This is a genomic window from uncultured Maribacter sp. (genome assembly GCF_947495965.1).
Taxonomy (GTDB): domain Bacteria; phylum Bacteroidota; class Bacteroidia; order Flavobacteriales; family Flavobacteriaceae; genus Maribacter_B.
Window position 1 is genome coordinate 199,295 of the sequence record NZ_CANMBB010000003.1, and the last position, 18,202, is coordinate 217,496.

Genomic DNA, 18,202 nt, shown 5'->3' on the forward strand with positions numbered 1-18,202 from the left:
TACTTATAATTGATTCTTTTCTTGAAATCTTACTTTTCTATCTTCTGTATTTTTCTTTTCAACCAATAACGGTTTGTTTTTAGGCTCGACTTCTTCAAAGAGTGATTGCATCATGGCTACGGTAGGTCGAGTCTGGCTTTTTTCCATATCTCTTAAAATAGCAATGACCGCACTGACCCTTTTTTTAATGAGATTTTCAAGAGTGTGGACAGTCGGTCCAATGGATTCTTTTGGGGAAAGATTATTAGTTTCAAAAAAATCCAACATCATGAGCAAGGTCATAGAATTTGAGGCTCCCATTTTCTTGCTAAATGCACGAAACTTTTTAGCTATCGAGCTTTTAAAACTGATGGTTGTAAATTGTTCTTTTTCGTATCCGTTATCCATTTTTACTCTAAAAATTCATTGGTTTTATTGGGCTGAACGCCTTTTTACTCTAAAAATCAATACTTTAAATATTATCTCACATAAAATTATTTTTTAAACCACTGTTATACAGATGTTTAAAAACAAGAGGCTAGCTGAAACATCGCGCAGCGTGTTACCCTCTTGCTTTTCCATTTCGTTCGCCCAAAGCGAACAAAATTCCAAACAACCTGACCAAAAAGTCAGTTGCTTTTTTTATGAGTAACAAGCCTTATAAAGCTATCTATTTGAAGTGAAATATTGAAACGAAGAATAGTACCAAATACCCTGTTTTAATCGCAGTTCTTATGAATTGATAATGACCTTGAAAATAGAACGTCAGATTTTAAAATAGTAGTTCAAGTTTAACAAATGAGATTCTTACCTTAGCTCTAAAAAGGAGTAGTTATGAAAAAAAGCGTAATTGGAATCTGTGGGAGTGCTAGTAGTAATTCAGCAAATTTATCTCTTCTTAAAATCATTGCAGAATTAGGTCAGCCTTATTTTGAATTAGAAATAATCGATGACTTAACCCAATTGCCACATTTTAAAACGGAACTTACCGATAAAAATACACCTGAAAAAATCGTTGAATTTCGGAATAAAATTGAAAAAGCAGATGGAATTATTATATGTACACCTGAGTATGTTTTTAGTATTCCGAGCGGTTTAAAAAATATGGTTGAATGGTGTGTTTCCACAACCGTTTTTTCTGACAAACCTGTTGGACTTATAACAGCTTCTGCAAGTGGTCTAAAAGGACATGAAGAACTAAAGTTAATTATGGAAACTATTCAAACTAATTTTACAGAAGAGACGACACTTTTAATTCAAGGCATAAAAGGAAAAATTGATGAAGAGGGTAAAACCCTAGATGCAAAAACCAAAAATGAATTGAAAAAATTCACACAATCATTTAAAGATATTATAAAAAAGACCTTTGATAATTCAAAGGTCTAAGATTATTTTTTTATGCCTTTCTAATAAAGGCATGTTGCAATTTGTTATTCTCCGTGATACATATTAGAAAACATTTCAGCCAATTTTGATGGTTCTTCTCTCCAAGCCTTATACATTCCTTGCCCCATTTCATCTGGAATAACATCTAATTCTCCTGCTTCTACTTTATCCAAAATTATAGTTGCAATTCCATCTGGTGCTGGCATATCCCATTCACTTCCTTTGTTCATATCGGTGTCAATTGCTCCAGGATTTATTGCATATACAGTTATTCCTTTTTTTGCAAGCTCAATTCTTACAGATTTGGTTGCAGAAAATAGTGCTGCTTTAGAAGCTGCATAGCCCGAAATAAAAGGCAAAGGGGAATAAGCAGCGATAGAAACAATATTAATTATCTTAGCAGGGGAATTTTTCTCTAAAATAGGAGCAAAAGCTCGCATCATATTAATTGTACCGTAATAATTGACATTCATATTATTTTCGAAGCCACTAACTTCACCTTCTAATACATTACCTTGACTTAGTACACCTGCATTGTTGATTAGAATTTCTACGTCTTTTGCTTTTTCTACAATTTTTAAAATTTGAGAATTATCTGTAATATCCAATTCTAATGTTACTACTCTCTCGTCTTCAAAATTTGGCATTTTGTTTAAATCTCTGCAAGTAGCATAAATTTTTCTTGCTCCTTTTTCCAATGATGCTTTAACGAGTGATTTTCCAATTCCTCTATTTGCTCCTGTAATTAGGGTAATTTTGTCTTTTAATGTTTGCATATTTCGTCTTTAAATTAATAATTACCATGCAAACTTACACTCATGCTAAAGCCTATAAAACCCGATACTTGCTGTCTTAAATATCAATAGTTCTAAAGGTTAAATTTATTCTTGCATTTTTCACTTTTTTTGTTGGTGGTAAACGGTGTAACCAATTTGTTTGTGTTTTTCCTTTCATAACCAATAAGCTACCTTTTTCTAAATGGACAGAAACTGTTTGCTTTGTAGTTTTATGTTTGAATGAAAATTTACGCTCTGCTCCAAAACTTAATGAACCAATTGCCCCATTTTTTTTCAAATCTTTTTCGCCATCACTATGCCAAGCCATTCCCTCATCGCCGTTATGATATAGATTAAGTAAGCAAGAATTGAATTTCTCTCCTGTTTTATTTTCTATAATTCCTTTAAGTTCTAAAAGTTCTTTAGTCCAAGGTAAAGCGGATTTAGTGGTTTTTGAATAGGTGTAATTAAATGGTTTGTCACCATACCAAGCTACTTTTCGTTTGGTAATAATTAATTTTCCAAAAATGATTGCTTTGTCATTTTCCCATTGAATATTTTGTAATAATTGGTCAAAGTAATGTTGAGCTTTTTCTGTATTCATTACAGCGCCATAATAATTTACTTCTCCATCAAAAGGTAAAAGGTTAGTTTCTGAAGTATTAAATAAGTCCATTTTTCCAAATTTTATAGTCGGCACGTAAACAATGTCCACAGGGTCTAAAACCAAATTCTTTGGCTTGTTCTTCTGTATTGAAAAAAACACGGTTTTTGGCTTTCATTCTTTTGCCCGATTTGCATTGCAGAGTTCCGTAAATTTTTAGGTTGAGATTTCCACCATAAACGATTTCCTTTTTCCTTATTTTTTGATGAAGTTCGGCAGCATCAATATCGATATGTTTTATCATTTTATTAGCTTGTTGCGTCATGAAATATAATACCTAAGGTATGTCGTTCTCCACTAATTACTTCACTAACTCCGTGTTTCATATTTACTCGATAATAACCTCTTGTTCCTTTAACTGGTCGAAAATTCGTGGTGAAAATGAGCATATCGCCTTTTTTGGGTTTTAAAACTATGGCTTTTGATTGTGCTCTTGGTGTTTGTTGTGTCAAAACAAATTCTCCACCTGTAAAATCTTTATCAGGCTCGTTTAAAAAAAGAACACATTGCATAGGAAAATAAACGTCTCCATATAAATCTTGATGCAAAGTATTAAAACTACCTTTTCCATATTTTAAAATCAATGGTGTTGGTTTTAACTGGTTATTTTGGTGGCAAAGCAACTGTAATTCTTCCAATGTTTTGGGAAATATTTTATCGATATTCAATACTTTCATCCATAGGTTTGCGATAGGTGAAAGTTTAGGGTATATGGTTTCTCTTAGAATTTGAATGATTTTGGGAAGTGGATAATTGAAGTATTTATATTCGCCCAAACCAAAACGATAGCGTTCCATTACAACCGTTTTTCGATACAGGTTTTCGTTATTGTATTCTTGTGTTAACTCATTGCAATGTTCATCTGATAGAATTTTGGGAATAATTGCATAACCTTTTTCATTCATTGCTTCAGATACAGATTGCCAATCGGTTGTAGCAATTTTTGTTTTTAAATATTCCATTGCTATATAGTACTATTTGAAGAATTGATTTTTGATGCTTCCCAACCAATAATGGCTGTTTTTCTAGTAGTTCCCCACATATAACCACCAAATACTCCTGTGGATTGAATAACTCTATGGCAAGGAATTAAAAAGGCAATAGGATTGTTTCCAATAGCCGTTCCGACTGCTCTTGATGCTTTCGGTTTCTGAATGAGGTTAGCAATGTTACCATAAGTTGCTAAATTTCCCGTTGGGATTTTTAAAAGTGCTTCCCAAACTTTTAGTTGAAAATCGGTTCCTTTTAGGTGTAGTTTTATTTTGTTAATCTTACTCCAATCTTGTGTGTAAATTTGCAAAGCATTTTGTTGAATTTCGTCTGTTTGTTGAATAAATCTGGCTTTGGGAAATCGTTTTTCCAGTTCCAAAAATGCTATTTTTTTGTCGTCCGAGAACCCCATATAACAAATACCTTTATATGTGGAAGCAACTAAAATTCTCCCAAATAAACTTTCTGAAAAGCTATAGTTTATAGTCAAATTTTCACCTCTGTTTTTGTATTCTCCGGGTGTCATCCCCTCAATTTTCACGAATAAATCATGTAATCTACCTGTACCTGAAAGTCCTGTTTTGTATGCCGTTTCAAATAATGTAGATTGTGAATCATTCAGAATTTGTTTTGCATGTTGAACACTTATAAATTGTAAGAATTTTTTAGGGCTAACACCTGCCCAATCAGTAAACATTTTTTGAAAATGAAAAGGGCTTAAATGAACTTTATCCGCAATTTCCTCAAGTGTTGGTTGTTCCGTATAGTTATGTTGTATATATTCGATAGCTTCTGCTATTCGATTATAATTGATATATTCTTGTTCGTTCATATTAAATGAAATTTTCTAATAACAAAAATAAAAGTGATTGTACTGGAATAAAACCCGAAACTTGCTTATTATTTTTATTATCTAAGACCTTTGATAATTCAAAGGTCTTAGATTTTTTTTTAAAGGTTAGATATTAAAAACATATTTGTAGCTATATAAATTTTTTACAGCTTCTTCGTATAAAACAGTCTCATATTCTATATGATTCTCTTTTGCATATTCTTTTAAACTCTCTCCAATTTTATGTTCTACATCTTCTTTAGAAACGGATAATAAATGTTGCTGTGTTTCTTCATCAAGATTATTATAATTTAAGTAGACCATGGCTTAAAGCATTGAATTATCTGCAAAGCTGTAGTAGCCTCCATTAGGTGCAATAATCAAATGGTCTAACACATTCACATCAAAAAGAGAAGCTGCATCCTTTATTTTTTTAGTGATTTTTTTATCAGCTTCACTAGGTTGCAATTTTCCCGATGGATGATTGTGGATTAAAATAATAGCAACCGAAAGGGTTTTTAAAACAACGGCAAATAAAATGCGTAAGTCAATCATAGTTCCCGTTATTCCACCTTTAGAAAGTTCGTATATACCCTTTACTTTATTACTATTATTTAGTAATACCACTTTAAAAGATTCTTGCACCTCTATGGTGTTTTTGTTCCAATGCTCATATAATAATTCACTAGCATCTTGCGATGAATTTATTTTTTTCCAAAAAGGGGATGTTACTCGTTCTTTGTAACTAATCTGTATTTCGTTAACTTTGTCTTTCATTGTTTTTTCTTTATAGGATTGATAATGAAAAAGAGGGCAGAACTTTCGACAGAGATGCCCTCTTTATTTTTTTGGTTTACTTACTACCTAAAAGCAATATTTCACTTGCTTCAACTTCTGTAACATAGCGCATGTTGCCGTTTTCGGTTTCATAGGTTCTAGTTTTTAATTTTCCTGCAATTCCAACCTCTTTACCTTTTGTTACATATTTTTCGATGATTTCTGCAACCTTACCCCAAGCAACTACCGTATGCCAGTTGGTGTCTGTTTGCTTTTCTCCTTTGCTGTCTTTGTAATTCTCATTAGTAGCTAAAGAAAAGCGAGCAACTTTTTTACCGCTTTCAAGGTTTGTAATCGTTGGTTCTTGTCCAACATTTCCAACTAACTGTACATGATTTTTAATAGTACTCATAATTATAGATTTAAAGATTAATATTCGTTTGTTTTAAAAGTGATTTACTTATTATATCCAGAGTGTTTTCCTTTTTTGATTTTTTTAGTTCCACTTCCTTTTTGGATATTTTGAGATGATTTCATAGTTCGATATTTTGATTTACTTCCCATAGAGCCTTCGTTGTTACCTTTTTTTGATGCCCTGTGTGATTCAATATTCAGATTTGATAAGACGTATAAAAAAGTGCGAGGAACGAGCCTGGTTTATGCCGTAGTTCAAAACTTAATGTTGTTGTTTTGCTGACAAAAAAAGTGTGATGGCGAGGGCTCGGTAAGTAAATTAAAAAACTATATGAAGTTTAAAATGGAAGGGAGTGGGACTAATTAATAAACCTAAATTGTTAACTTATGAAATTAACTATTAGAAATAGACCTAACATTCTCTTTATTCATTTTATTTAATTCTTGAAATTTATTCTTTAGATTCTTGATATCGACGCTTATTTTTTCCTCTAGTACCCTTGCATAAATCTGAGTAGTGGAAATTTTGGTATGCCCCAACAACTTAGAAACTGTCTCGATAGGTACACCATTTGAAAGCATTACCGTAGTGGCAAATGTATGTCTCGCTGAATGGAATGTCAGGTTCTTATTAATCTTTAAAGAACTGGCTATCTCCTTTAAATAGACATTGATTTTTTGATTTGAAAATACAGGTAGGAGTTGTCCGTTATTTTTTTCTGAATATGGAGCATATTTTTTTAAAATATTCCATGCTATATCCAATAATGGAATCTTTACAGGTTGTTCATTTTTTTCACGTTGAGTAAATATCCAGTAATCCCCATCAATTCCTCTTGATATATTATCTTCTGTCAAATTTTTGACATCAGTAAATGATAATCCGGTATAACAAGAAAACAAAAAGATATCTAGAACTTTTTGATGACCTTTATCATGAATTATGGCCTCCTCAAAGACCTTCAGTTCTTCTTTGGATAGAAACTCCTTCTTATGTCTATTAAACTTGAGTTTATATCGACCGAACGGGTTTTTGTCCAACCATTCTAAGTCCATTGCAAAATTCATTAGTTTACGAAGTCGTTCCAAGTGTTTCATTATACCGTTATTATTTAGAGGATTGGCATTCTGGAGCGATGGTCCTTTTCGTAAGTATTGTTCAAAGTCTATAATGAAACTATATTTAAGATGTTTCAAATAAATGTCTGTAGTCTTCTTTTTCTTGACTAGGAAACGTCTTAAATAATTTTCAGTAGTATAATAGTTTTTTAAGGTACCTTGTTTAAGTATTCCCGACATATTTTCATTGTGGTAGACCACTAAATCCATCAAGGTTTTATGTTTTTCATCTTGCCCGACGAACCTAGCCTTTATTGAATTTGCCGTAACCAGCTCAAAATCAGAAGTTAATTGTTTATAACACAGTAGTAGTTTGGACTTCACTTGGTCCAAATAAGCATTCAATTCCTTCCCTTCAGGTGTTCTAGAGGTGGTTTTCTTGGATTTGGTGTCCCAATAGGTAACTTTTGTTTGGCGTTTTAAACTAATTTCTGCCCGCTTGCCATCAACCGTTACACGTGCATATATTGGTGCAAAATCGCCTTTATTCTTGGCCGTTTTAAGCCAAAAATGGATGCTAAATGTTCTTGAAGAGTCCATATACTCTCGCTTTAAGTTAATACTCGATTTGAAATCGAAAGTCAAATCGAAGCGAAAGTCAAACGCTAAGGAGTTACCAAAGTAGTGAAAAAATTCGGCCAAAAATAGGTAACCGAATAGGTAACTTTTGTTGTGATATTAAAGCTAACTAAATGGAATCAGAAAAAATGAATTTCACTGAAAATCATTTAGTTAGCATTTTTATGGTTTCGCTTGAAACCCTTTTTGTCGGGGTGGCAGGATTCGAACCTGCGACCTCCGCGTCCCAAACGCGGCGCGATAACCGGGCTACGCTACACCCCGATAATGAGTGTATTTCTACTTCTGTAGAAAACAAAAAAACAACCGGTGATAAGTTTCTTTGTTTATATTATATATCTGCCATCTCACGCAGACTCTTGCGGAGAGACAGGGATTCGAACCCTGGGTACCTATTTCTAGGTACGACGATTTAGCAAACCGCTCCTTTCGGCCACTCAGGCACCTCTCCAAATCTTTTTTTAAGAACGTGCGTATCAAAACGCGGATGCAAATGTATATTTTCATATACTATAATGCAACATTTTTTTTACTTTTTTTTAACCCAAAATCATAACTATCTCATTCTGGATACTCTACCCTTAAATGATAAATGTTTCTAAGCTTCTGTTTCATCACTTTTTTTATAATTTCTATCTCTTTAAACGTAATATTTGCGTTTAAAAATTGGTTTGCGCTAACTTGTCCGGCTATAATTTTATCTACAAACTCATCTATTATAACATATGTTGGGTTTTTTAAACTCTTTGATGCTGCTTCAACTGAATCTGCCATCATTAAAATTGCAGTCTCTTTAGAAAAAGGTAATGGTCCAGGATACCTAAAATCTTTTTCATCTGCTTCTCCATGAATATCTATATTTTTTTTATAAAAGTAATAGACCAAGGTAAAACCATGATGTGTACGTATAAAATCTATAACTCTATCTGGAAGTTTATTCTTCCTAGCAATTTCAATACCTTTTATTACGTGATCTATAATTATTTTTGCACTTTCCTTAGGCTCTAACTCATCATGAGGATTAGCATTTGTAACCTGATTTTCGGTAAAAAATGTAGGATTTGCCATTTTTCCTATATCATGATACAAAGCCCCTACCCTAACTAACATTGCATTAGCTCCAATTTCGTTGGCTGCTGCTTCTGCTAAATTAGAAACCTGTAAAGAATGATGAAAAGTTCCTGGCGCTTTATTAGAAAGCTCCTTTAGTAGCTTAGAATTTGTATCGGACAACTCCAACAAAGAAACATCAGACACTAACCCAAATACTTTTTCGTAGATATATATTAATGGTTGTACAAAAACTGTTGTAATCATCCCATTTAACAAAAACAGGCTGAGTGTTATCCAATCTAAATTATTTAAATTACCTTCATGTATTACGTGAAAAGCCAAATACCCTAATATGTATATAAGTGTAATTTGCCCAATAGATATAAATAAATTTGCTCTCTTATAAAGTTCCGAAATTGTAAGCACAGTTACTACTCCTGCAATAATTTGTAAAAAAAGATACTCAAAACTATTTGGAACAATAAATCCTAAAAGTAAAACGGTTAATACATGTACAATTAATGCTAACCTAGAGTCAAAAAAAGTTTTTAATATTAATGGCAAAATACATAGAGGAACTACAAAAACGTATGCTTCTTTATATTTAAGCATTAACGTGGTTACCAATATAAATAAGAGTATATTAAAAAAAATAAAAGTTACTTTGGTATTATTTTCAAAAATTACATTCCTATACTTTCTAATAAAAAGTAATAACATCATTAAAACAAGAGCAACCAAAACAATGTATCCACCAATAATGAAATAATAATTTGCATCAGACCATAATTCAGATTCATACTCTCCTTTTAATGAATCTAAAATTTTAATATTATCTGCCCTAACTACTTCTCCTTTAGCTATAATAATATCTCCTTCCTCAATTGCCCCTCTTGTATAAGATATTTTTGACAATGCATCATCTAATGCTTTTTTAGACAATTTTTCATCAAAAGAAATATTGGGTTTTAATATTTTATTAAAAAATGCTTGATACACTTTTTCAAAATTCATAAGTCCTTTTTGAGAAAGAACCTCACTTATATAATTTTCTTTACTTAATAAACTTGGTAAGTCTTCCTTATCTAATTGCTGTGCCGAATTATTTTTTATCAAATAAATTAACTCTGCATTTTCTTTTATATCTTTTCCAGAACTAAACCCCTTTTTATAAATATTTTTTAAAATTTCCCTACCAACTTCATCTAAGGTTTTTAGTTGCTCTTTTGTGTATGCTTCTCTATCAAAAAAGACAAAAAAGTTAGAAACAAAAGCTTGAAATACTTCTTTTTCTATATTCCTGTCAACTCTGTAATAAGGAATTTGATTTTTTTGTATTGAATTCTTTTCTATAGAAATTTCTTCTTCTGATTTATTAACAGAAAAATCAAAAGGTGCATAAAGGTTTTCAAACTGCCAAGGCTTTCCTTTTTGGTATTCATATTTAAATTTTCCTCCTTTAGGAAAAAAGAAAACTATAAAACAAATAGATACTATATATAAACCGTATTTATAAATATGGGACTGATTCTTGTAAATATTGTCCAAAGATTTTTGCATATATAGATGTATCTGAATTCCAAAAATAGAAAAATATAACGTTAAATAGCCTATTGCACTATTAACCATTTAGTTTGTAATTAAATTTCTTAATTTTACGAAAACGTTTAAGTAAACTAGATAAATGAAAAAAGTAGTAATAGTTTCCGCAGTTAGAACCCCAATTGGAAGCTTCATGGGGGCATTATCCACAATACCTGCTCCAAAACTAGGCGCAACTGCCATTAAAGGGGCTTTGCAAAAAATAAATTTAAGCCCAGATAAAATAGAAGAAGTAATAATGGGCAACGTAGTACAAGCTGGCACAGGGCAAGCTCCTGCTAGGCAAGCTGCCATATATGCTGGAATACCAAACACGGTTCCCTGTTCCGCTATTAACAAAGTTTGTGCTTCTGGTATGAAAGCTGTTATGCAAGCTGCACAAGCAATTGCCCTAGGAGATGCCTCTATTGTTGTTGCTGGCGGAATGGAAAACATGAGTCAAATACCTCATTACGTACACTTAAGAAATGGAGTAAAATTTGGACCTACTTCTATGGTTGATGGCATGCAGAGAGACGGACTAGTAGATGCTTATGATGAAAATGCAATGGGTGTTTGCGCAGATGCTTGTGCAACAGAATATGAATTCTCTAGAGAAGACCAAGATAATTTTGCAATCCAATCTTACAAAAGGTCTACAGATGCTTGGAAAAGCAATCTTTTTAAAAATGAAGTTGTTCCTGTTGAAGTACCACAAAGAAGAGGAGAACCTATTCTAGTAGAGGAAGATGAAGAGTATAAAAACGTAAAATTAGAAAAAATACCAAATTTAAGACCTGCTTTTACCAAAGAAGGTACGGTAACTGCCGCAAATGCTTCTACAATTAATGACGGAGCTGCTGCCTTAGTTCTAATGAGCGAAGAAAAAGCGAAAGAACTAAATTTAAAACCTATAGCTACTATTAAAAGTTATGCGGATGCTGCTCATGAACCAGAATGGTTTACAACTGCTCCTGCTAAAGCTTTACCAAAAGCTTTAGAAAAAGCTAATATTTCTATTTCTGATGTGGATTATTTTGAATTTAATGAAGCTTTTTCTGTAGTAGGGCTTGCTAATATGAAAATTTTAGGCCTTAACGACTCCAACGTTAATGTAAATGGTGGTGCTGTTTCTTTAGGACACCCTTTAGGATGTTCTGGAACAAGAATACTAGTTACCCTAATAAATGTCTTAGAACAAAAAAATGCTAAGACTGGAGCCGCTGCAATATGCAATGGTGGTGGTGGTGCGTCTGCCATAATTATTGAAAGAGACTAACAAAATATATCAAAACAAAAAAGGGTCTTTCACTTGGTGAAAGACCCTTTTTGTATTCTATAATAATATTAGAGAATTACTCTCCTAATAACTTCTTTAATCTCATAAAGTTTTCATTATCTCCCATTGCACCATAGATATTTTTTAACTGTGTTAATATCCCTTGGTTATCTGGATTAGTTTTTAATGCTTCTTCTAAAACCCCTGCACCTTCTTTAAATAAATCATCCTTTTGTTGTTTTAACTCATCATAACGAGCTATATCTGCTCTAGAGTTACCTAAAGAATTCATTTCATCAATTAATCCATTACCTTCATTTACATAGGTTGTAGATAAGTTTAATTGTGCATTTGTATACCCTGGATTAACTTCTAATGCTTTTTTATAAGACGCTCTTGCTTCTTCTATATTCCCTTGTTCCATATTAATTACACCAATATTATAGTGTAAATCTGGATTATCAGGAGCAACAGCTACAGCTTCTGCCATTAATGATTTAAATTTATCCTTATCTCCTAATTTAAAATATAGGTTAGCTTGGTTAAGAATTAAGTTAACATCTTTAGGGTCATTTGCTCTTGCTGCTTCATAAGCCTTTAACGCTTTGTCGTCCTGACCTAACTGTGTGTATATTAATGCCGTATTCTTAACAATTTCTGCTTTTTTAGATGGCGTTTTCTCATCTTTAGGATCTTTATAAGTACCAGATTTTACCATTAAATCTCTTTGTACTTTATCCATTTCTTCTTCTTCACCAGAAGCAACGTTTGTTGCTTTATATACAATAGCACTACCATCATAGCCAACCTCTTGCAATTCGTTATAATAAGTTAAGGCTTCTTCATAATGACCACCATTTACTGCGCTACTTGCTGCATAATAAAGGTAAGAAGTATCTTTTGGACTTAATTTGTAGCTTAAATATAATTTTTCTGCAGCTTCTTTAAACTTTTTAGCTCCATTATCTGCTACAGCAGAATTAACTAAATCTGCAGTAATAGCAGACATTTGCTGCTTTGTTTCTGCAGAATATTTAGACTTACCGCTTTCTTTTTCTATTTTTAAAACTTTCTTAAAAGAGCTAACAGCTTCTTGAAAAGCAGAGCCATCCCCTTTTTTTGCTAAATCTGCATATGTTTTTCCTCTTAAAAACTCATATTGTGCTTGTACTTTAGCATCTGCACCAGCTACTAAACTAGAAGCTGCTTCTAAAGAAGCCTTTGCACTTGCAGAGTCTCCCCCTTTTAAAGCTTTATCTGCAGCTTTTAATTCATTCTTCTGGGCAAAACCTACCATTGTAAAAGATAGTGCTGCCAATAATATAACCTTCGTTTTCATTTTTTAATTTAATTAAATATTAGTGTTCGTAAATTACTCTTTTGTTTCTTCTGTAGTATCGTCTGTGTTACTATCCGAACTATCCTTATCAATTGCCGTGCCATCTTCTGCATTCACCTCTAAATCAGCTATTTCAGATTCATCGATTTCATCTTCATCCTTCATCACCTTAGCAACTGCAGCAATAGAATCTTCGCCTTTTATATTAATAAGCTTAACTCCTTGCGTAGCTCTACCCATAACTCTTAAATCCTCTACCGCCATACGAATTGCGATACCAGATTTATTAATAATCATTAAATCGTCAGAATCTGTAACATTTTTAATAGCCACTAAACCTCCTGTTTTCTCTGTAATAGATATAGTCTTAACACCCTTACCACCACGGTTAGTTACTCTATAATCATCTATACTAGAACGTTTACCATATCCATTTTCAGAAACTACTAAGAGCTCATCTTCAAAGTTATGTACGGTTACCATTCCTATTACCTCATCATCATCATGCGCTAAAGTAATACCACGCACACCAGAAGCATTTCTTCCCATAGGTCTAGTTTTACTTTCTTCAAAACGAATAGCTTTACCAGATTTTAATCCTAAGAATACCTGACTAGTTCCTGTGGTTAATTTAGCTTCTAATAGCTCATCTCCTTCTCTAACACCAATAGCATTAATTCCGTTTTGGCGTGGTCTAGAATATTGCTCTAATGAAGTTTTCTTAACAGTACCTTTTTTAGTAGCCATAATTACATAATGGCTATTTACATACTCCTCATCCTTTAAATCTTGTGTACAGATGAAAGCTTTTACCTTATCATCTTGTTCAATGTTTATAAGGTTTTGGATTGCACGCCCTTTAGAAGTTCTACTTCCTTCCGGAATTTCATAAACTCGCATCCAGAAACATTTTCCTTTTTGCGTAAAGAATAACATGTATTGGTGATTAGTTCCTACAAATAAATGTTCTAAAAAGTCTTCATTTCTTGTAGAAGATGCTTTTTGACCAACTCCTCCTCTATTTTGTGTTTTGTATTCTGAAAGTGGCGTTCTTTTAATATAACCCGCATGAGAAATAGTAATTACTACTTGCTCATTAGGAATCATATCTTCCATACTTAAATCACCACCTGCAAAGTTAATTTCGGATCTACGCTCATCTCCGTACTTATCTTTTACTTCTAAAAGCTCGTCTTTAATAATAGACATTCTACGCTCTTTATTAGCAAGAATATCTTTTAAATCTGCAATAGTCTTTAATATTTCATCATATTCTGCACGTAGCTTATCTTGCTCTAAACCAGTTAACTGGCGCAATCTCATTTCTACAATTGCTTTAGATTGAATTTCTGTTAGCTTAAAACGCTCCATTAAATTCTCTCTAGCTTCATCTGCGTTAGAAGATGCCCTAATAATAGCAATTACCTCATCAATATTATCCGACGCTATAATTAAACCTTCTAAGATGTGCGCTCTATCTTCGGCTTTCTTTAATTCATATTCTGTGCGCCTTACAACTACCTCATGTCTATGCTCCACAAAATAATGAATCATCTGTTTAACATTCAATAATTGCGGTCTACCATTAACTAAAGCAATATTATTTACACTAAAAGAAGATTGTAAAGCCGTGTATTTATATAGCATATTTAATACTATATTAGGAACTGCATCTCTTTTAAGTATATATACAATACGCATACCTTTTCTATCCGATTCATCACGGATTGTAGATATACCATCTATCTTTTTATCATTTACCAAGTCAGCGGTTTTCTTAATCATATCCGCTTTATTCACTTGATAAGGAATTTCTGTAACAATAATACATTCTCTTCCTTGCACTTCTTCAATAACAGCTTTGGCACGCATTACAACTCTACCTCTACCTGTATGAAAAGCTTCTTTTACACCTTCATACCCATATATAATTCCACCAGTTGGAAAATCTGGCGCTTTAATATGTGTAATTAGCTCATCAATCTCAATATCATTATTATCAATATAAGCAACAGTACCGTCTACAACTTCAGATAAGTTGTGAGGAGGCATGTTTGTTGCCATACCAACAGCAATACCAGAAGCACCATTTACTAACAAATTTGGGATTCTTGTTGGCAATACAGTAGGTTCTTTAAGAGAATCATCAAAGTTTAATTGATGATCTACCGTGTCCTTATCAATATCTGCTAACATGTCATCTGCAATCTTACGCATACGAGCCTCCGTATAACGCATTGCTGCAGGGCTATCTCCATCAATAGAACCAAAGTTACCTTGGCCGTCTACTAACATATAACGCAAACTCCATTCCTGAGCCATACGTACCATAGAGTCATAAACGGAAGTATCTCCATGTGGGTGATACTTACCTAAAACCTCCCCAACAATACGGGCAGATTTTTTATGAGCACTACTAGATCTTACCCCTAATTCATACATTCCAAATAAAACTCTTCGGTGTACAGGTTTTAATCCATCTCTTACGTCTGGAAGTGCACGTGACACAATGACCGACATTGAGTAATCAATGTAAGCCGATTTCATTTCATCTTCAATATTAATAGGAATCAATTTTTCTCCGTCTGCCATCTTAAAAATCTAGTTGTTTTAATTAAGGTTAAAAAAGCATGCCAATATACTCAAAATCGAAGCTAACACAGCACACTTAAAGTTTTTTATTAAATAATTTATTAACACTTTTCATGAAAAACTATCGTTAACAATTATATAGGGTAAAATTTTGTAATCCAGCTCTTTTTTCGTCATTTAGGAATAGTTTAACGAATATAGGTATGGTAATTGCGACTAATTAAGCAATATTTAGTAATTTTATAGTTGATACAAATAATTATATGGATGATAATTTCTCACCACGGGTAAAAGATGTAATAGCCTTTAGTAAAGAAGAGGCGCTAAGACTTGGCCATGATTTTATTGGTACAGAGCATCTTATGCTTGGATTATTACGAGATGGAAACGGCAAAGCTATCAACATTCTTGATGCTCTAGATGTAGATTTAGACCATTTAAGAAGAAAGGTTGAAATTCTTAGCCCTTCTAATCCTAACCCAAGCGGCATACAAAAAGACAAAAAGAACTTACATTTAACAAGACAAGCGGAACGTGCTCTAAAAACCACGTTTTTAGAAGCTAAGTTATTTCAAAGTTCCTCAATTAATACTGCTCATTTATTACTTTGCATATTAAGAAATGAGAATGACCCCACCACCAAACTACTTCACAAGTTAAAAGTAGACTATGATGGCGTAAAAGAACAGTTTAAATTTATGATTACAAGCGATGATGATATTGTAAACCCACCAACATCTGAATCTTTTCCAAGTGATTCTGATGAGAGCGGAGACAATAAAGAAAGTACATTCGGGAACTCTTCTTCCCCTAAAGGGAACAAAAAATCTAAGACACCTGTTTTAGATAATTTTGGAAGAGACCTAACACGTATGGCAGAGGAAAATAATTTGGACCCTGTTGTAGGTAGAGAAAAAGAAATAGAACGTGTTTCTCAAATATTAAGTCGAAGAAAAAAGAACAACCCATTATTAATAGGAGAACCTGGAGTTGGTAAAAGTGCTATTGCAGAAGGTTTAGCATTACGAATTATTAATAAAAAGGTTTCTAGAATTCTATACAACAAAAGAGTTGTAACCTTAGATTTAGCGTCTTTAGTTGCTGGCACAAAATACCGTGGCCAGTTTGAAGAACGCATGAAAGCCGTTATGAATGAGTTAGAAAAGAATGATGATGTTATTCTTTTTATTGATGAAATACACACCATTGTTGGTGCAGGTGGTGCCACCGGGAGCTTAGACGCTTCTAACATGTTTAAACCAGCCTTAGCAAGAGGTGAAATTCAATGTATTGGTGCTACCACTTTAGATGAATACAGACAGTATATTGAAAAAGATGGCGCTTTAGAAAGACGTTTTCAGAAAGTTATTGTAGAGCCTACTTCTGTGGAAGAAACGATAGAGATTCTGCAAAACATTAAGACTAAATACGAAGACCACCATAATGTTACGTACACAGATGAAGCAATTATTGCCTGTGTTAAACTAACAAATAGGTATATGACAGACCGTTTTCTTCCAGACAAAGCTATTGATGCTTTAGATGAAGCCGGTTCTAGAGTACATATTGTTAATATGGATGTTCCTAAACAAATTCTAGAATTAGAAAAACAATTAGAAGATGTTAGAGAATTAAAAAATAGCGTTGTCAAAAAGCAGAAATATGAAGAGGCTGCAAAACTTAGAGACGACGAAAAAAGGATAGAAAAAGACCTTGCTACTGCTCAAGAAAAATGGGAAGATGACAGCAAACTTCATAAAGAAACTGTATCTGAAGACAATGTTGCTGATGTTGTTTCTATGATGAGTGGTATTCCTGTTAACAGAATTGCACAAACGGAAAGCAACAAATTAGCCGAATTACCAGAATTAATTAAATCTAACGTAATTGGGCAAGATGATGCTGTTGCTAAAGTTGCAAAAGCTATTCAAAGAAATAGAGCAGGACTTAAAGACCCTAACAAGCCAATTGGTTCTTTTATTTTCTTAGGACAAACCGGTGTTGGTAAAACCCAGTTAGCAAAAGTTCTTGCTAAAGAATTATTTGATTCTGAAGAAGCTCTAATTCGTATAGACATGAGTGAGTATATGGAAAAGTTTGCCATTTCTAGATTAGTTGGTGCACCTCCAGGTTATGTTGGCTATGAAGAAGGAGGACAATTAACAGAAAAAGTTAGACGCAAACCTTATTCTGTTGTACTATTAGATGAAGTAGAAAAAGCACATCCAGATGTGTTTAATATGATGCTTCAAGTGTTAGATGATGGTTTCTTAACCGATAGTTTAGGCAGAAAAATTGATTTTAGAAATACCATTATTATAATGACTTCTAATATTGGTGCTCGTCAATTAAAAGACTTTGGCCAAGGTGTTGGTTTTGGTACTGCAGCAAAAAAATCGCAAGCAGATGCACATCAAAAAGGAGTTATAGAAAACGCCCTTAAAAAGGCTTTTGCTCCAGAATTCTTAAATAGAATAGATGATGTAATAGTATTTAACGCTTTAGAAAGAGGAGATATTCATAAAATTATAGATATAGAACTTCTTAAATTATACGCTAGAATTAGAGATATAGGGTACAACCTTAATCTTACAGATAAAGCTAAAGATTATATTGCTGAAAAAGGTTTTGATAAGCAATATGGCGCCAGACCTCTAAAAAGAGCTATTCAAAAATATATTGAAGATGCACTTGCTGAAGAGATTGTAAATTCTAAATTAAAAGAGGGAGATAGTATTTTCATGGATTTAGATAAAAAGAAAGATGAGCTTACTATTAAAATTGAAAAAGCGGAAGAATCTTCTAAAACAGAATAATTTTTTACCATATTATAAGAAGAAGG

16 protein-coding genes and 2 tRNA genes are annotated in these 18,202 nt (G+C 32.9%); 3 read left to right on the forward strand and 15 right to left on the reverse strand.

The features are described 5' to 3' along the window. Nucleotides 1–3: 3 nt before the first annotated feature. On the reverse strand, nucleotides 4–387 hold the full coding sequence (locus Q0820_RS08770; protein ID WP_298487043.1) for a BfmA/BtgA family mobilization protein: 384 nt from the start codon (nucleotides 385–387) through the stop codon (nucleotides 4–6). A 426-nt stretch (nucleotides 388–813) separates the two neighbouring features. Between Q0820_RS08770 and Q0820_RS08775 the strand changes: the two genes are divergently transcribed. After that, nucleotides 814–1,365 carry an NADPH-dependent FMN reductase gene (locus tag Q0820_RS08775; protein ID WP_298487044.1) on the forward strand — a complete coding sequence of 184 codons (552 nt, stop codon included), beginning with the start codon at nucleotides 814–816 and terminating at the stop codon, nucleotides 1,363–1,365. 44 nt (nucleotides 1,366–1,409) lie between these two features. Here the strand turns inward: Q0820_RS08775 and Q0820_RS08780 are convergent, their stop codons facing one another. The 12 genes from Q0820_RS08780 to Q0820_RS08835 all read right to left on the reverse strand — a co-directional run bounded on the left by Q0820_RS08780 (nucleotide 1,410) and on the right by Q0820_RS08835 (nucleotide 10,129). Continuing rightward, on the reverse strand, nucleotides 1,410–2,141 hold the full coding sequence (locus Q0820_RS08780; protein WP_298487045.1) for an SDR family oxidoreductase: 732 nt from the start codon (nucleotides 2,139–2,141) through the stop codon (nucleotides 1,410–1,412). Nucleotides 2,142–2,217: 76 nt separating this feature from the next. Next, nucleotides 2,218–2,817 (reverse strand): alpha-ketoglutarate-dependent dioxygenase AlkB, encoded by a 600-nt coding sequence (locus Q0820_RS08785; RefSeq protein ID WP_298487047.1) that lies wholly within the window; start codon nucleotides 2,815–2,817, stop codon nucleotides 2,218–2,220. Continuing rightward, complete coding sequence (locus tag Q0820_RS08790; protein ID WP_298487288.1) at nucleotides 2,804–3,049, reverse strand: Ada metal-binding domain-containing protein; 246 nt, start codon at nucleotides 3,047–3,049, stop codon at nucleotides 2,804–2,806. Before Q0820_RS08790 ends, Q0820_RS08785 begins: the two co-directional genes overlap by 14 nt. A gap of 4 nt (nucleotides 3,050–3,053) precedes the next feature. Next, nucleotides 3,054–3,767: a 2OG-Fe(II) oxygenase gene (locus Q0820_RS08795; RefSeq protein ID WP_298487049.1), complete on the reverse strand. Its 714-nt coding sequence runs from the start codon at nucleotides 3,765–3,767 to the stop codon at nucleotides 3,054–3,056. Nucleotides 3,768–3,769: 2 nt separating this feature from the next. Then, nucleotides 3,770–4,627: a methylated-DNA--[protein]-cysteine S-methyltransferase gene (locus Q0820_RS08800; protein WP_298487051.1), complete on the reverse strand. Its 858-nt coding sequence runs from the start codon at nucleotides 4,625–4,627 to the stop codon at nucleotides 3,770–3,772. A 126-nt stretch (nucleotides 4,628–4,753) separates the two neighbouring features. Continuing rightward, nucleotides 4,754–4,951: a hypothetical protein gene (locus Q0820_RS08805; protein WP_298487053.1), complete on the reverse strand. Its 198-nt coding sequence runs from the start codon at nucleotides 4,949–4,951 to the stop codon at nucleotides 4,754–4,756. Between the two features lie 3 nt (nucleotides 4,952–4,954). Then, nucleotides 4,955–5,404: a JAB domain-containing protein gene (locus Q0820_RS08810; RefSeq protein WP_298487055.1), complete on the reverse strand. Its 450-nt coding sequence runs from the start codon at nucleotides 5,402–5,404 to the stop codon at nucleotides 4,955–4,957. Between the two features lie 76 nt (nucleotides 5,405–5,480). Then, nucleotides 5,481–5,816 (reverse strand): single-stranded DNA-binding protein, encoded by a 336-nt coding sequence (gene ssb / locus Q0820_RS08815; RefSeq protein ID WP_298487056.1) that lies wholly within the window; start codon nucleotides 5,814–5,816, stop codon nucleotides 5,481–5,483. Nucleotides 5,817–6,211: 395 nt separating this feature from the next. Next, nucleotides 6,212–7,477, reverse strand: coding sequence for a site-specific integrase (locus Q0820_RS08820; protein WP_298487058.1), 1,266 nt, complete (start codon nucleotides 7,475–7,477; stop codon nucleotides 6,212–6,214). Between the two features lie 228 nt (nucleotides 7,478–7,705). Continuing rightward, a tRNA-Pro gene (locus tag Q0820_RS08825) sits at nucleotides 7,706–7,780 on the reverse strand. A 98-nt stretch (nucleotides 7,781–7,878) separates the two neighbouring features. Continuing rightward, nucleotides 7,879–7,967, reverse strand: a tRNA-Ser gene (locus Q0820_RS08830). A gap of 110 nt (nucleotides 7,968–8,077) precedes the next feature. Beyond that, on the reverse strand, nucleotides 8,078–10,129 hold the full coding sequence (locus Q0820_RS08835; protein WP_298487060.1) for an HDIG domain-containing metalloprotein: 2,052 nt from the start codon (nucleotides 10,127–10,129) through the stop codon (nucleotides 8,078–8,080). Between the two features lie 124 nt (nucleotides 10,130–10,253). Between Q0820_RS08835 and Q0820_RS08840 the strand changes: the two genes are divergently transcribed. Continuing rightward, nucleotides 10,254–11,429 carry an acetyl-CoA C-acyltransferase gene (locus tag Q0820_RS08840; protein ID WP_298487062.1) on the forward strand — a complete coding sequence of 392 codons (1,176 nt, stop codon included), beginning with the start codon at nucleotides 10,254–10,256 and terminating at the stop codon, nucleotides 11,427–11,429. 76 nt (nucleotides 11,430–11,505) lie between these two features. Here Q0820_RS08840 and Q0820_RS08845 read toward each other — a convergent pair whose 3' ends face one another. Together Q0820_RS08845 and gyrA are read right to left on the reverse strand one after the other, a co-directional pair. Then, nucleotides 11,506–12,768, reverse strand: a complete 1,263-nt coding sequence (locus tag Q0820_RS08845; protein WP_298487064.1) for a tetratricopeptide repeat protein — start codon at nucleotides 12,766–12,768, stop codon at nucleotides 11,506–11,508. A 33-nt stretch (nucleotides 12,769–12,801) separates the two neighbouring features. After that, nucleotides 12,802–15,360, reverse strand: a complete 2,559-nt coding sequence (gene gyrA / locus Q0820_RS08850; protein WP_298487066.1) for a DNA gyrase subunit A — start codon at nucleotides 15,358–15,360, stop codon at nucleotides 12,802–12,804. 263 nt (nucleotides 15,361–15,623) lie between these two features. Between gyrA and Q0820_RS08855 the strand changes: the two genes are divergently transcribed. After that, nucleotides 15,624–18,176 carry an ATP-dependent Clp protease ATP-binding subunit gene (locus Q0820_RS08855; protein WP_298487068.1) on the forward strand — a complete coding sequence of 851 codons (2,553 nt, stop codon included), beginning with the start codon at nucleotides 15,624–15,626 and terminating at the stop codon, nucleotides 18,174–18,176. Nucleotides 18,177–18,202 lie beyond the last annotated feature (26 nt).

Coding starts and splice junctions, on each gene's coding strand:
- Q0820_RS08770 (WP_298487043.1), bottom strand. CDS start 387: ATGGATAACGGATACGAAAAAGAACAATTTACAACCATCAGTTTTAAA.
- Q0820_RS08775 (WP_298487044.1), top strand. CDS start 814: ATGAAAAAAAGCGTAATTGGAATCTGTGGGAGTGCTAGTAGTAATTCA.
- Q0820_RS08780 (WP_298487045.1), bottom strand. CDS start 2,141: ATGCAAACATTAAAAGACAAAATTACCCTAATTACAGGAGCAAATAGA.
- Q0820_RS08785 (WP_298487047.1), bottom strand. CDS start 2,817: ATGGACTTATTTAATACTTCAGAAACTAACCTTTTACCTTTTGATGGA.
- Q0820_RS08790 (WP_298487288.1), bottom strand. CDS start 3,049: ATGATAAAACATATCGATATTGATGCTGCCGAACTTCATCAAAAAATA.
- Q0820_RS08795 (WP_298487049.1), bottom strand. CDS start 3,767: ATGGAATATTTAAAAACAAAAATTGCTACAACCGATTGGCAATCTGTA.
- Q0820_RS08800 (WP_298487051.1), bottom strand. CDS start 4,627: ATGAACGAACAAGAATATATCAATTATAATCGAATAGCAGAAGCTATC.
- Q0820_RS08805 (WP_298487053.1), bottom strand. CDS start 4,951: ATGGTCTACTTAAATTATAATAATCTTGATGAAGAAACACAGCAACAT.
- Q0820_RS08810 (WP_298487055.1), bottom strand. CDS start 5,404: ATGAAAGACAAAGTTAACGAAATACAGATTAGTTACAAAGAACGAGTA.
- ssb (WP_298487056.1), bottom strand. CDS start 5,816: ATGAGTACTATTAAAAATCATGTACAGTTAGTTGGAAATGTTGGACAA.
- Q0820_RS08820 (WP_298487058.1), bottom strand. CDS start 7,477: ATGGACTCTTCAAGAACATTTAGCATCCATTTTTGGCTTAAAACGGCC.
- Q0820_RS08835 (WP_298487060.1), bottom strand. CDS start 10,129: ATGCAAAAATCTTTGGACAATATTTACAAGAATCAGTCCCATATTTAT.
- Q0820_RS08840 (WP_298487062.1), top strand. CDS start 10,254: ATGAAAAAAGTAGTAATAGTTTCCGCAGTTAGAACCCCAATTGGAAGC.
- Q0820_RS08845 (WP_298487064.1), bottom strand. CDS start 12,768: ATGAAAACGAAGGTTATATTATTGGCAGCACTATCTTTTACAATGGTA.
- gyrA (WP_298487066.1), bottom strand. CDS start 15,360: ATGGCAGACGGAGAAAAATTGATTCCTATTAATATTGAAGATGAAATG.
- Q0820_RS08855 (WP_298487068.1), top strand. CDS start 15,624: ATGGATGATAATTTCTCACCACGGGTAAAAGATGTAATAGCCTTTAGT.